This is a genomic window from Streptomyces angustmyceticus (genome assembly GCF_019933235.1).
Lineage (GTDB): Bacteria > Actinomycetota > Actinomycetes > Streptomycetales > Streptomycetaceae > Streptomyces > Streptomyces angustmyceticus.
This window is the reverse complement of record NZ_CP082945.1, coordinates 3,307,403-3,320,431: the sequence shown is the minus strand read 5'-3', so window position 1 is coordinate 3,320,431 and position 13,029 is coordinate 3,307,403. Positions and strand designations below refer to the sequence as shown.

At 72.7% G+C, this 13,029-nt stretch carries 11 protein-coding genes and 1 pseudogene; 5 read left to right on the top strand and 7 right to left on the bottom strand.

All coding sequences use genetic code 11. The features are described 5' to 3' along the window. Positions 1 to 42 precede the first annotated feature (42 nt). The 3 genes from K7396_RS14805 to K7396_RS14795 form a co-directional block, all read right to left on the bottom strand. The gene (locus tag K7396_RS14805; RefSeq protein ID WP_167392747.1) at positions 43 to 201 is read right to left on the bottom strand and encodes a hypothetical protein; all 159 of its coding nucleotides are present in this window, start codon (positions 199 to 201) and stop codon (positions 43 to 45) included. Next, positions 198 to 866, bottom strand: a complete 669-nt coding sequence (locus K7396_RS14800) for a DUF3159 domain-containing protein (protein ID WP_086717536.1) — start codon at positions 864 to 866, stop codon at positions 198 to 200. Before K7396_RS14800 ends, K7396_RS14805 begins: the two co-directional genes overlap by 4 nt. 236 nt (positions 867 to 1,102) lie before the next feature. Further along, positions 1,103 to 2,137 carry a helix-turn-helix transcriptional regulator gene (locus K7396_RS14795; protein ID WP_086717537.1) on the bottom strand — a complete coding sequence of 345 codons (1,035 nt, stop codon included), beginning with the start codon at positions 2,135 to 2,137 and terminating at the stop codon, positions 1,103 to 1,105. Positions 2,138 to 2,287: 150 nt separating this feature from the next. Between K7396_RS14795 and K7396_RS14790 the strand changes: the two are divergent. The 3 genes and pseudogenes from K7396_RS14790 to K7396_RS14780 all read left to right on the top strand — a co-directional run. Next, positions 2,288 to 3,677: pseudogene (locus K7396_RS14790) on the top strand (FAD-binding oxidoreductase); the annotation flags it as partial. A 129-nt stretch (positions 3,678 to 3,806) separates the two neighbouring features. Further along, positions 3,807 to 6,764 (top strand): FAD-binding and (Fe-S)-binding domain-containing protein, encoded by a 2,958-nt coding sequence (locus K7396_RS14785; RefSeq protein WP_086717538.1) that lies wholly within the window; start codon positions 3,807 to 3,809, stop codon positions 6,762 to 6,764. Between the two features lie 347 nt (positions 6,765 to 7,111). Next, positions 7,112 to 8,185: a LysR family transcriptional regulator gene (locus K7396_RS14780; protein ID WP_086717539.1), complete on the top strand. Its 1,074-nt coding sequence runs from the start codon at positions 7,112 to 7,114 to the stop codon at positions 8,183 to 8,185. 296 nt (positions 8,186 to 8,481) lie between these two features. On the opposite strand, the gene K7396_RS14775 is transcribed toward K7396_RS14780, so the two are convergent. Further along, on the bottom strand, positions 8,482 to 9,333 hold the full coding sequence (locus tag K7396_RS14775; protein WP_086717540.1) for a helix-turn-helix domain-containing protein: 852 nt from the start codon (positions 9,331 to 9,333) through the stop codon (positions 8,482 to 8,484). Positions 9,334 to 9,343: 10 nt separating this feature from the next. Beyond that, positions 9,344 to 10,099, bottom strand: coding sequence for a DUF6879 family protein (locus K7396_RS14770; protein ID WP_086717541.1), 756 nt, complete (start codon positions 10,097 to 10,099; stop codon positions 9,344 to 9,346). A 175-nt stretch (positions 10,100 to 10,274) separates the two neighbouring features. On the opposite strand from K7396_RS14770, the gene K7396_RS14765 reads away from it, so the two are divergent. Both K7396_RS14765 and K7396_RS14760 read left to right on the top strand, forming a co-directional pair. Next, complete coding sequence (locus K7396_RS14765) at positions 10,275 to 10,490, top strand: hypothetical protein (RefSeq protein ID WP_143589082.1); 216 nt, start codon at positions 10,275 to 10,277, stop codon at positions 10,488 to 10,490. 350 nt (positions 10,491 to 10,840) lie between these two features. Continuing rightward, on the top strand, positions 10,841 to 11,248 hold the full coding sequence (locus K7396_RS14760) for a hypothetical protein (protein ID WP_086717542.1): 408 nt from the start codon (positions 10,841 to 10,843) through the stop codon (positions 11,246 to 11,248). 29 nt (positions 11,249 to 11,277) lie between these two features. Here the strand turns inward: K7396_RS14760 and K7396_RS14755 are convergent, their stop codons facing one another. Together K7396_RS14755 and K7396_RS14750 are read right to left on the bottom strand one after the other, a co-directional pair. After that, complete coding sequence (locus K7396_RS14755; protein ID WP_223659968.1) at positions 11,278 to 12,264, bottom strand: nuclear transport factor 2 family protein; 987 nt, start codon at positions 12,262 to 12,264, stop codon at positions 11,278 to 11,280. 28 nt (positions 12,265 to 12,292) lie between these two features. Then, the gene (locus K7396_RS14750; protein ID WP_086717543.1) at positions 12,293 to 12,910 is read right to left on the bottom strand and encodes a GPP34 family phosphoprotein; all 618 of its coding nucleotides are present in this window, start codon (positions 12,908 to 12,910) and stop codon (positions 12,293 to 12,295) included. Positions 12,911 to 13,029: the final 119 nt, after the last annotated feature.

Here is a 13,029-nt window from a genome sequence, read left to right as displayed (position 1 = left end):
CTTCCTCTCGTATGGTTCGACAGGTGACCGCGGTGGGGCGGCCTACCAGGTCACGGGCAGTTCGTGGACGCCGTCGGGGCACGTCACCTCCGCAACGGGATCGTTCTCCCGCAGCACGCGGTACTCCGGCGGCGGATCGAAGGGGCAGGTCCGCGCCGTCGGCTGCGTCCTGGCATCAGCGTGTGCCTCGGTCACCGTCACGCAGCCCTTTCCACACAAGGAGAGATCTCGGCGCTCGGGCGGTCATGGGCGGTACAGCGGTGTGTACCGACGGCGCGGCGGTAGATGCGCCACCCCCACAGCGCGGCCAGCGCAAGGGCGATCGGGCCAAGAACGTCGACCGAGCCAAGGGCGACGGTCCGACCGGAGAAGAACAGCGGGAGCTGGATCGCCAGCATCAGCAGGTGCCCGGCGAGGATCACCAGGTTCCCCTTGGTGAAGGCCCGACGGCGCACCTGGCAGCGCCGCCACCTGGTCCGCTCTCCCGTCACCGCGCCGACCAGCAGGCCCATCGGCGGCCATCCGAGAACCAGCAGGACCGGCGTCACCACACTCACCACGCAGTGCACGACCAAACTGGGCAAGAAGAAGTTGGCGGCCTGACCGGTGCGGGCGGCCAGCACACCCCCGACGCAGACCAGCCCCAGGGCGGCGAGCGGACGCCGGATCGGTTCCCCACGCACCAACCGGTGGACACACACGGCAGCCCCGGCCGCGATGGCCAGCGCCAGCGCCACGGCAAGCCGGTGCGTGACCGCAAAGCTCACGGTGAACCCGAAGACCGGCGCGACATCGATCACCGCGCGAAGCAGCCGACGACGGACAGCGGTTGCGGTGACGTCCTCGCGACGTGCTCCAGGATCCACGACTGCTCCAGACTCCTCGACAGGCGGCGCTTGTTGCGCCGCTCGGGCACCCTCCACGGTGCCGTCCGGACGCCACGCTGTCGTTGTCCATGCGCAGACACTTGACCTGCCACGAACGCAGTAAGAGGCGGGCAGCGCCTGCTATGAACGCAGACGTCGATCGCACGTCACCACGGCCCCACAGCGATGCCGTGGACAGCCGTCAACCCGCTCGGCGAAGCCCTTCCTCCGGACCATCAGGACGGGCGGTCCGCCACCGCCCCGGCGTAGAGAGTGGTGAGGGCGGCGGCGGCCTCCGCCATCACCCGGCGGGCCTCGGGTGGGGCGAGTACTTCCAGGGAGTCGCCGAACTGGAGCAGTTGGCGGACGGCGGGGAGGACGGGGAAGGCGAGGTCGAGGGTGGCCCACTCGCCGGCTCCGGTCCCGTCGCCGTCCTCCGTACGGGGCGGTCCGGTCAGCGCCCCGCCGAGGATCCGCACCGCCAGATCCAGTCGGTCACGGCGGATCCGTGCGGTCACCCGTACCTCCGCGGGCCGGTGCTCCACCCGGCGCCGCAGCAGCTGCCAGACCTCGGCCAGCTCCACGCCCGCGCGGCGCCGTACGGGGACCTCGGTGAGAGTCGCGGACGCCACCCGGTCGGCCCGGAAGAGCTGCGGCCGGCCGCGCCGGTCGGCGACGAGGTACCAGGTGCCGGCCTTGGCCACCAGCCCATACGGGTCGACCGTGTACCTCCGCAGCCGGGTCTCGCCGCTGTGGCGGTAGCCGATGCGCAGCCGGAGGTCGGTGAAGACGGCCGTGTGCAGGACATCGAGGTCGACCGTCGCGCGGCGGCCGGTGGGCCCGTCCTCCGTGATGGCGGCGGACGACGGGCGGGTCGTCCACTTGTCCGGGTCGACCAGGATGCGGCGGCCGGCCAGCTCCGCGGCCGGCCGGTGCGGGGCCGGCAGCGCCGCCATCACCTTCTGCAGCGCCGAGCGGAGCGCGTCGTCCAGGCCGAGCGCGGAGTGGGCGCCCTGTGCGGCCAGGATGAACAGGGCGCGCGCCTCGTCGGTGGTCATCCCCGTGACATCCGTACGGAAGCCGGGCAGCAGCGCGATCCCGCCGTGCCGCCCGCGTTCGGCGTAGACCGGCACCCCGGCCGCCGACAGTGCCTCGATATCGCGGTAGACGGTCCGGGTGGAGACCTCCAGCCGCTCGGCGAGCTCCGCGGCCGGCACCCGGCCGCGGGTCTGGAGCAGCAGCACGATCGAGAGCAGACGGGACGACTTCACAGCCGCTTTTATATATGACGGCGGATGTCAAGTTATCGCGGAAGAGTGCGGGGCATGGAGATCAACGCCCTCGCCCGGCCGTCCGCCGCCACCCTCGAACCCGCCGTCGTCGAATCCTGCGCCCCTGGACCCGCCGCCCTCGCCGCCCTCATGGCGCAGGTCCGGGGCCCCGTCCTCGTCCCCGGGGACGACGGCTACGACGCCGAGCGGTCCGGCTTCCAGCTGGCCCGCCCCCACCGCCCCGCCGTGATCGCCGGCGCGGAGTGCGCCGAGGACGTCGTCGCCGCGGTGCGCTTCGCCCGCTCCCAGGGGCTGCCGGTGGCGGTGCAGGCCACCGGGCACGGGCTGTCCGCGGCCACCGACGGCGGGTTGCTGATCAGTACGCGGCGGATGGCCGGGGTGCGGGTGGACGCGGCGGCGGGTACCGCGCGGGTCGGGGCGGGTGCCGTCTGGGGACAGGTCGTCGAGGCGGCGGCCCCGCACGGACTCGCCCCGCTCAACGGCTCCTCCCCGGGCGTCGGCGTCGTCTCGTACACCCTCGGGGGCGGCGTCGGGGTGCTGGCCAGGACGTACGGCTTCGCCGCCGACCGGGTGCGGTCCGTCGACCTGGTCACCGCCGACGCCCGGGAGCTGCGGGTCACCGCGGAGCGCGACCCTGAGCTGTTCCGGGCGCTGCTGGGCGGCGGCCACGGTCTGGGGGTGGTGACCGCGATGGAGTTCGGGCTGGTGCCGGTGGCCCGGCTGTACGGCGGGCAGCTGGTGTTCGGCGGCGAACAGACCGACGAGGCGCTGGCGGCGTATCTGCACTGGACCGGGACCGTCCCCGACGAGCTCACGTCATCCCTCGCCCTGATCGTCTACCCGGACCTCCCGCAGTTGCCCGCGGCGCTGCGCGGCCGCTACCTGGCGCAGATCCGGATCGCCTATACGGGGAGCGCCGAGGAGGGCGAGCGGCTGGTGGCGCCGCTGCGGGCGGTGGGGCCGCGGGTGAGCGACGACCTGCGCGAGATGCCGTACGCCGAGTCGCACACCATTCACCGTGACCCGAGTGATCCGCATGCCTACGACGGCGACAACGCGCTGCTCAGCGGCCTGGACGCGGCCGCGCTGCAGCGGGTGGCGGCGCTGACCGGCCCGGCCGCCCCGGTCATGTGCGTGGTCCAGCTCAATCATCTCGGCGGGGCGATGGCCACGGGGGATGGCACGGGGGGCGTCCTCGGCCGGCGCCCCGGCCGGCTCCGTCGGTCACCGGGACGCCCGGTATGCCCTGCGGGTGCTGTCGCCGCTCACGGGAGCCGTGGCGGGCGACGGGCCCGGCGGTGCGGAGGCGGCCGCCGCCCTGGCAGACGTCCGGGCGCTGCACGCCGAGGCGCTGGCGGCCGTCGCGCCCTGGCGGCTCGGCCGGAGCGTGAACTTCCTCCTCGGCGGGCACGGGGACCGTCCGGACGCCGACGAGGTGGCCCGCAGCGTGCGCGCCCCGGAGGAGCACCGGCAGCTGGCCGCCCTCAAGGCTCGGCACGATCCGGAGAACGTCTTCCGCTTCCACCCCGCCGCCGCGACGGACCGGGCTGCGTCCGCGGCAGCCCTCCCCGCCCCAGGACGGGGCAATTCGCCCGACATCCGCCCCGCCAGCCACCCATGAACCCGCCCCAGTGGGCAGGCTGGAGACATGGCTGATCGCACGGAGACGGAGAAGCGGAACCTGGCGGAGGAGTTGGCGGCCGCGGTACGGGGGGAGGTCTCGTTCGCCGCGGCCGACCGGGCCCTGATGACGATGGACGCGTCCAATTACCGGCGGGTGCCCAGAGCGGTGGTCGCGCCCCGGGACGCCGAGGACGTCGCGGCGGCGCTGCGGGTGTGCCGGGACCACGGGGTGCCGGTGGTACCGCGCGGCGCCGGGACCAGCATCGCCGGGCAGGCGACGGGCGTCGGCGTGGTGCTGGACTTCACCCGGCACATGCGGCGCATCGTGTCCCTGGACGCCGACGCCCGCACCGCCGTCGTCCAGCCCGGCGTGATCCTCGACGACCTGCGGGCGGCGGCCGGGGCGCACGGCCTGACGTTCGGCCCCGACCCCTCCACCCACAGCCGCTGCACCCTCGGCGGCATGATCGGCAACAACTCCTGCGGCTCGCACTCCGTGGCCTGGGGCACCACCGCCGACAGCGTCCGCGCACTGGAGCTGCTGACGTACGGCGGCGAGCAGGTGCGGGCCGGCCGCGGTACGGGCCCCACCGGCGCCCCGACCGGACTGCCCCCGCGGCTGCGGGACGGCGTCAAGGCCCTGGTCGACGGGGAGTTGGCGCTGCTGCGCACCGGCTACCCCGACCTCCCCCGCCGGATCTCCGGCTACGCCCTGGACGCGCTGCTGCCGGAGGCGGGCACCGACCTCGCCCGCGCCCTCACCGGCAGCGAGGGCACCCTCGGCGTGCTGACCGAGGCGACCGTACGGCTGGTGGAGACCCCGGCGGCGCGGGCCCTGGCCGTCCTCGGCTACCCCGACGAGAGCGCGGCGGCCGAGGCCGCGCACACCCTGCTCCCGCACCAGCCGATGACCGTCGAGGGGATGGCCGCCGACCTGGTGGGCAGCGCGGCCGGGCTGCCCAAGGGCGGCGCCTGGCTGTTCGTCGAGATGGGCGGGGCGAGCCCCGGCGAGGCGACGGCGCGGGCCGAGGCGCTCTGCCGGGCGGCGGCCGCGGACGGCGCCACCGACCACACCCTCGTCACCGACCCGGCCGGCCAGCGCGCCCTGTGGCGCCTCCGCGAGGACGCCTCCGGCACCGCGACCCGGATGCCGGACGGCTCCGAAGCCTGGCCCGGCTGGGAGGACTGCGCGGTCCCGCCCGCCCGGCTCGGCCCGTACCTGCGCGACTTCCGCGCCCTGCTCTCCCAGCACGGCCTGCGCGGCACGCCCTACGGCCACTTCGGCGACGGCTGCATCCACGTCCGTATCGACTTCGACCTGCTGACCGGCCCCGGCATCCGCCGCTTCCGGGAGTTCTCCTACGACCTGGGCGAGCTGGTGGTCGCCCACGGCGGCTCGCTCTCCGGCGAGCACGGCGACGGCCAGGCCCGCGCCGAACTGCTCCCGAAGATGTACGGTCCGGAACTCGTCGGCCTCTTCGAGCGGTTCAAGTCCCTGTGGGACCCGGCGGCCGGCCTCAACCCGGGCATGCTGGTCCGCCCCGCCCGGCTCGACGAGAACCTCCGCTTCGAGCTGCTGCCCAAGAGCCCGGTCCCGGTCGAGTTCGGCTATCCGCACGACGACGGCGACTTCTCCGCGGCCGTACGGCGCTGCGTCGGCGTCGCCAAGTGCCGCAACGCCACGACCGGTCCGGGCTCGGCGGACGTCATGTGCCCGTCCTTCCGCGCCACCGGCGAGGAGCGGCACTCCACCCGCGGCCGGGCCCGCCTGCTGCACGAGATGCTGGCCGGCGAGGTCATCACGGACGGCTGGCGGTCGCCCGAGGTGCACGACGCCCTCGACCTGTGCCTGTCCTGCAAGGGGTGCCGCAGCGACTGCCCCGTAGGGGTCGACATGGCCACCTACAAGGCGGAGTTCCTGCACCACCACTACGAGGGCCGGCGGCGCCCCGCCGCGCACTACTCGATGGGCCGCCTGCCCCAGTGGCTGCACGCCGCGGCCCCCGCCGCACCCGCCCTCAACGCCCTCGCCCGCACCCCGCTGGCCGCCGTCGGCAAACGCCTCGGCGGGATCGCGCCCGAGCGCCCGATCCCCCCGCTGGCCACCGAGACCTTCACCCGCTGGTGGTGGCGCCGCCGCAGGGCGTCGGCCGCACCGTCGCCGTCCGGCGGCCGCACGGTCGTCCTGTGGCCCGACACCTTCACCAACCACCTCTCCCCGGAGGTCGGCCGCTCCGCCGTACGCGTCCTGGAGGCCGCCGGACTGCGCCCCCTCCTGCCGCCGACCGCCCCGCTGCGCCAGCCGGGCGGCGCCCTCCCGCAGCCCAGCCTGCCCCGGCTGCACCGCCCGCCCCTGTGCTGCGGCCTCACCTATGTCTCCACCGGGCAGCTCGACCGGGCCCGCGCCGTCATGCGCCGCACGGTCGAGGTCCTCAGCCCCCTGCTCCGGGCCGGCCGCCCCCTCGTCGTCCTCGAACCGAGCTGCGCCGCCGCCCTGCGCACGGACCTCCCGGAACTGCTCGCGGACGACCCCCGAGCGGCCCGACTCGCCGGCTCCGTACGCACCTTCGCCCAGGCCCTGGAGGAACTCGCCCCCGACTGGCAGCCCCCGCGCCTCGACCGCCCCGTCGCCGGCCAGACCCACTGCCACCAGCACGCGGTCCTCGGCGACGCCGCCGAACAACGCCTGCGCGAGCGCGCGGGCCTCACCGGAAACCTGACCGGCGGCTGCTGCGGCCTCGCCGGCAACTTCGGCTTCGAACGCGGCCACTACGACGTGTCGGTCGCCTGTGCCGAGGACCAACTCCTTCCCGCCGTAAGGGAAGCCCCCGAAGGGACGGAGATCCTCGCGGACGGCTTCTCCTGTCGCACCCAGCTCGCCCAGCTCGGCGACCGACCGGGGCGGCATCTGGCGGAGGTACTGGCGGAGGCGTTGGGGGAGGGGGCCTTGGAGGAGGGGGCCTTGGAGGTGAGGGACGCGTGAGGTGAGGGTGAGGGTGAGCTGAGCGGATCTGCCGGCTGCTCGATGCCGGGGGACGGAGCGGAGCGGCTCTCCCCTGTTGAGCCGCTCCGACCGTCTCCTCCGGCGGGGCGGGCGGTTCGCCGTAACGTTGGCTCGCCCCAGCCGGGGGCCGGTTCCGTCACTTTCCGTCAACCTCCGTCAACGGAGCCGCGCCGGCAGCCGCTCCCCGTACCGCATGGGTCGCGCCCCGGCTCAGCGCCGCCGGTCCCCCGATTCCGCTCCCGCGGCCTCTCGATCCTGCGGCACCACGGCCTCCGGTGGAACCCTGATCCTGATGAGGGTTCACGGCTCATTGATAACGTCCTCGCATGACGGAGCACGGTCAGGGCGCGGACGGTCAGGGCGCGGACGGTCAGGGTGCGGACGACCGGGGTGCGGACCACCGAGGCGCGGACGCCCCAGGGGCAGGCGATCCGGATGCGTACTCCCCGAGGGCACCCGAGCGCGCCGACGCTCCGTGGACGGCCTCCCGGCCAGTCCCGAGTGTCCAGCAGCTGGAGTCCTTCCTGATCCTGGCGGAGGAGCTGCACTTCGGCCGGTCAGCGGCGCGGCTGTTCGTGACGCAGCCCGCCCTGAGCCGTCAACTGCGATCGCTCGAAGAGCGGTTGGACGTCGTACTGCTGCAGCGGTCCCGGCGTCATGTCGAGATCACCCCGGCGGGAGCGGCACTGTTGCCCAAGGCGCGCGCCGCGGTGGAGGCGATGGCCGAGCTCTGCCGGGCCGCCGGCTCCCACGCCCGGCAGATCGAGGGCCGGATGGTGATCGGTTCCATCGCCGCCGAGGCCGCGATGCCGTACACCCGGGCCGTCCTCGACGAGCTGCACGCCTGCCATCCGCGGCTGCGCACCAGCGTCCGCGGCCTCGATCTCGCAACCCACTTCGGCGCACTGGAGCGCGGCGAGGTCGATGTGCTGTTCCTGCGCCCGCCGGTGCCGCCCGGCATCGAAACGCTGACCCTGGCCACCGAACCCCGGGTGGCATGCCTGCCGGCCGACGACCCCCTGGCCGGCCGGGACGAGGTGACGCTGGCCGAGCTGTCCGGACGCCCCGTCGTGGACGTCCCGCCTCAATGCCCCCGCCTGTGGTGGCGCTTCTGGATGGCCGACCCGCGTCCGGACGGCTCTCCCGTGCGGTACGGGCCGGTCGCCCCCGACATGGAGGCGCTGCTGCTCGCCGTCTCCCAGGGCCAGGCCATGGCCTTCCTCCCCGCCGCCGCCCGCCACTTCTACCCCCGGCCCGGGCTCAGCTACGTCGCGGTACCGGACCTTCCCCCGGGCACCGCCGCCCTCGCCTGGATGGCCAGAAACCGCACCCTGCCCACGGTCGCCGCCATCCGCCGCGCCGCCGCCACGGTCCTACGGAACGCGCCGCCGTATCCGTGAGGCCCCTGCGCGTCCGGCCACGCGCGCGGATCGGCCGGTGCGGCCGCCTGCGGCGTCTCCACCGCCTCCTGTACCACCCCGCTGTACGGTGCGCCCAACTGCCGCGCCCCCTGCTCCGCCCGGGTCCGGCCCCAGCTCAGGTCCCGACCCGGGGAACACGCCGCCGCCACACGCAACCTCGGCGCAAGCTCTCCATCGCCTCCTTTTCTCCGAGCTGGTGGTACAGCACGGACTCTTCGACAAGCAGATCGAAACGGCGCTCTGGGGCATGGTTCCTTGTGTGGTCAGTAGGGGCGTCACGGGGAACAGAGCGCTCTTCGGGCTCTATTGATCACGTTCTGTGCCTCGGAGCCGTAGACGGCAGATTCCCGGAGCGTGTTCCACACGTTCAAGTACAGAGCGATGCTGGCTGTGTCCTCCAGCCGCAACTCTGCGTGCCAGTCCTCGGTGACAGCCAGCCGGTTGTCCAGTACGTAAAAGCCGTTGGCCGTTGGGATCTTGAGTGGTGCACTGAAGGGAACTATCCCCAGCTCTACAGTGTCCAGACCGATCACGCCTGTAAGGCGGTCAAGCTGGGAAGCGAGGGCTGAGGGAGGGCAAAGGCGAGCATGCAGAGCCGCCTCCCACATGATGATTCGGAACGTCCTTCCGGGCTGGTACAGCAGCTCTTGGCGCTGCAGCCTGGCCCGTACAGCTTCATCCGCGTCGCCCGGGGAGTTCTGCAGTTTCGCGTAGTGGGTGAAAATGTGGCGTGCGTACTCGGCCGTCTGAAGCATTCCTTCGACGATGGATTCTTGCCAGCTGTATATGACCTTGGTCCGTGCAATTTCGCTGTTCCAGTTTTCTTGCACTGGGCGATGTCCAGAGGAAAGCTGGCGTCGCCACGACCGGATCTGTGATTCGAATCCTTTCAAACGCCCATGCAGCTCTGCGAATGCCTGAGGCTGTTCAGTGGCGTCCACCCACGCTCGTAGGTCTTCCGGGCTGGCGGTCTGCTTCCCGTTCTCCAGCTTGTAGATCTTTGAATGTGCCCAGCCGAGACGTTGCGCTAACTGGGGCCCGGTGAGCCGGCCTCCGGGGTGCGAGATGCGGAGTTCGCGCAGGCGCACTCCGAGGGCGACTCGTGCTTGCTGGTAGTCCGTGCTCACCGGGTACGAGTCACTCCTTGTTCGCGGCTACCAGTGCCGCGAATTCTTCGTAGGGGACTGAGTGATGCAGCGCGGCATCGCGTGCCTGGGCGTACCGCATCACCTCCGCGGGATTCGTGATCGATTCGACGTGGAGGAGGGTGTCGGCCTCATCGAAGTGCAGCAGTGCAATGAACCGTGAGTCGAAGATCCAGAAATCTTCGGAGGGCAGCTGAAGTCGTTCGGCGTCGGCGCGCCACAGGTTACGCATGTCCTCTCCTGTGGTCGAATTACGCTTCGCGTTGTCGAGTAGGTACAGCTGGCCGGTAGTCGGAGGGTTGTCGACGATGCGTACCCGACCCACGCGCTTTCCCGCCGTCGTCTGTGCGCGCATGTTCCGGCACCAGGCGTCATCGTGATCCCATGTCACTTTGCCCGTCTCGATGAACTCGCGGTAGGTCTCTTCCTCGCGGTCGGAGGCATAGCCGCGCCGGGTCTCCAAACGCCATGCCGAGTGTTCGAATGTCTTGAAGAGTTGGGCGAACTCGCTCAGGTCAATGATCTCGGGCACGCGGGTGACCTCCTTGGGGCCGAAGTCGATGAGCAACTCCGCCGGCACGACTACTGCATTCTCGCCGTCATGGAAGTGCTTGAGCTGGCTGAGGTCTTCGGGGTGGGTGAGCGGTTTGCCTTGCACGATCCACTCGCCCGTGTCTAAGTCCTCGTGCAGGGCGGGGCAGCCGCCGTTGCCGCTGTTGGTGCCGTTGAAACGCAGTCGCCGTGCCATGGCTGTCTCCCTCGTGAGGGAGGTGCGTGAGCCTCCAGCCTCACAGCGCCCCGGAGTCCCGCACCACAGCTTGCACTCGGTCGTGTGAGACCAGGCGAGAACATTCGGCCATTCCCCGAGAACATCGGAGAACATTGCGTGGCGGCGTCTCCGTCTGCTTCCTAGCGTCCTGCTCATGACCGCACCCACACACCCAGAAGGCTCGGCGGACCCCGTGGAGGCGGCCCGAGCGAGCACCTCCACGAGCGCGTCCACGACGCGCGGCTGCCCCGAGTGTGACGACCTGGAACGCGGCCGCAGGCTAGCCGCCGCAGCGCGGGATCTCAGCAAGGTGACCGACTTCGACGTCCTCCTCGCGCGGCATCGCGCCCGGCACGGGGCGGATTCGTGAGCGGGAGCGGGCGGCCGTGAAAGCTCCCGCCCGGCCGTCATTCCCTCGCAGGACACGGCCGGAGCGGGTGGGCCCGTGAGGGGCCCTCGCACGTGCACGACGGCGCGCGGAGCGACCGCGCGGCGGCTTGGCACCTGAGGAGAGCACCATGCGATACCGCTTCGACCCGGTCAAGTACGGCGGCGACGAGGACGACGACGAAGGTGGCAACCCCAACGGCGGCTGCGGCGACGGGCAGGGCTGTGGCCGTCAGTAGGCCGTGAAGTGAAGTGGCGGCCCTCGTTCGGGTTTCTGGGCGGGGGCCGCCCGTTCGGACCAGCGCGGGTAACGCGCTCGCGCGAAGGAGTGAGATGGCCGGACCCCACCACCACGCCTACCTCTGGCTCGGCAGCGGCGATGTGCTCGTGAAGCCGGGGGACGCGCACCGGCGTCCGGACCATCCGGAGTTCCGTGCCGCGCAGGTCATGCCGCTGGAGTGCGCGGACTGGCTGCTGAAGCCGGCCGCCCGGATCGAGGCGACCTTCGAGGAGCCGAAGGAGGCGGCGGGCTGGTACGGCGCACAACTCGGGCGCTACGCCGGGCTTTTCGTGGGCACCTACGCGCCGGAGCCGTCGTACGAGGAGACCGTCCGGGCCTTGTCCGCAGGTGAGGACAGGGTCGGGGGGTGGTGGGTGAGCGGGGGACGGTTCCTCTCGTTGAACCTGATCGGCTGTGGCCCGCACCGGGTGCGGGCGGAGCGGGTGTGTCCGCTGCGTTAGCCCGTTCCGGCGGCTGTCCGGGCAGGGAGCTAGTCGGCCGGCGAGAACGCCTGGAGGGTGTCGTCGCCGGTGGTCCACCACACGCCCAGGCGTTGGCGGGTCAGGCGCCAGCCGGTGGGGTGGCGGGTGAACTCCCAGTCGTAGGGGCCGCCCATGGCGTAGGGGGAGGAGGCGGCCGCGGGGTCGGCGATGCCCACGAACCACATGTAGCCGACGCCGGTCGCCCGGTCGCCCCGGACCTCGAAGTCCATGTTGAGGATGTGGTGCTGCATGCCGGCGTACGGCGCCTCGGCCGCCTCGACCTTGGCCAGGATCGCCTCCCGGCCGTGGATCCGTTCCCACGGGCCGAACTCCAGGACCGCGTCCTCGGTCCAGCAGTCGATCCAGGTGCGCCAGTCCTTGCGGTCCAGCGCCCGCCAGCCGTGGATCAGCAGCGCGCGCAGGGACTCCTTGTCCTCCAGGCGCCGCAGGCGTCGTGCGAGGTCGTCGTTGTGGTTGCCGGGGGAGACGGACACGGTCGCTTGCTCCTCTGCGAGGGGGATCACGGGCCCCGGCGGCGGCTGCCGGTGACGGGGGCGCGGGAGCGTCCGCGCGCCGGCCCGGAGGCCGCCGGGTGCGGCAACTCTGTGCCGTCGGCGGCGGCGCAACCAGGGTGGGCCGTGGCCGGGTGCGCCACACCCAGGGACCGTGGCCGGGTGCCGCACACCCAGGGAGCGGGAGGGGCGGCTGTCGACGGTCACTGCCGTCGGCCATTGGCTACGGAGGAGGAGCAGGGTCGCGATAGCGGCGGTGCACAGTTCGGGGAGGTAGCGGTAGACGGCGGCGGGGCCCAGGCCGTCCATGGTCATGTCGGTGAGCATGAACGCCAGGTAGAGGGCGCCCAGGGCGATTAGCAGCAGCCGCGCCCAGTTGCGGCCCTGACGCATCCAGAAGGCGCACAGGAGCATGGCCGCGCCGAGCGCGACGTGGGCGCCGGCGGATACCGCGGCCTGCTGCACCGCTCCCGCCCAGCCCAACTGGCCGCGCAGTTCCTCGACAGGCGGCTCACCACCCGTCGTAGCCCCGCCAGACGTTGCTGAAGGCTTCCTCGTCGAGGGCTCGTCGCTGGCGTTCGAACTCCAGCTCCCGGACCGCGGTGTCGACGGCGGCGAGCACGGTGGCCACCGCGTCGTCGGAGACCTCCGGGGGGTCGGCGGGGCGCTCGTCGCCGATGCCCAGGGATGCCCCGAGCGCGGCGAGGACGGGCTCGCCCGCGGCCCAGCGGTCCGTCGCGGCGCGGTGGGCGGGGGAGTCGGCCGGCTTCAACTCACCGGCACGGAAGCGCTTCCAGCGCCCGCCGCCCTGCCGGGTGAGCTGCCCCTCCGCCTCCAGGGCGGCGAGGTAGGCGGCGGCCAGGCCGCGGCCCCTGCGCCACAGCCAGTCCTCGGCCGACTCGTACGGCGGCTGCTGGTCGAGGGAGGACGCGGCCTCGTCCATGAGGCGGTCGGCCACGGCGGGCCGGAAGCCCGGGACGAGGCGGTCGCCGTCCAGGCCGACGGCGCCCGCCTCGCGGAGGTCGACCAGCTCGGCCCCCGCGAGCGCGAGCGACAGCGCGCCCTGCGCGGGGGCGCGGTCGGGCGGCGCGTCCAGGGCGACGAACAACAGGTCCCGCGGTGTGGTCATGAAGGACTCCACGTCAGGGCATCAGGAGCGATGCGGCGCTGAGCACCTGGCCCGGCATCCGGCGGGACGCCGAGGGGCACCGGGCGGGCCGCTGCGCCCGCCGGTGAGTGCTCTCTGTT

What these genes read in the sequence shown, in the direction of transcription:
- K7396_RS14785 (WP_086717538.1), top strand. Translation starts at nt 3,807, where the DNA reads ATGGCTGATCGCACGGAGACGGAGAAGCGGAACCTGGCGGAGGAGTTG.
- K7396_RS14780 (WP_086717539.1), top strand. Translation starts at nt 7,112, where the DNA reads ATGACGGAGCACGGTCAGGGCGCGGACGGTCAGGGCGCGGACGGTCAG.
- K7396_RS14770 (WP_086717541.1), bottom strand. Translation starts at nt 10,099, where the DNA reads ATGGCACGGCGACTGCGTTTCAACGGCACCAACAGCGGCAACGGCGGC.
- K7396_RS14765 (WP_143589082.1), top strand. Translation starts at nt 10,275, where the DNA reads ATGACCGCACCCACACACCCAGAAGGCTCGGCGGACCCCGTGGAGGCG.
- K7396_RS14760 (WP_086717542.1), top strand. Translation starts at nt 10,841, where the DNA reads ATGGCCGGACCCCACCACCACGCCTACCTCTGGCTCGGCAGCGGCGAT.
- K7396_RS14750 (WP_086717543.1), bottom strand. Translation starts at nt 12,910, where the DNA reads ATGACCACACCGCGGGACCTGTTGTTCGTCGCCCTGGACGCGCCGCCC.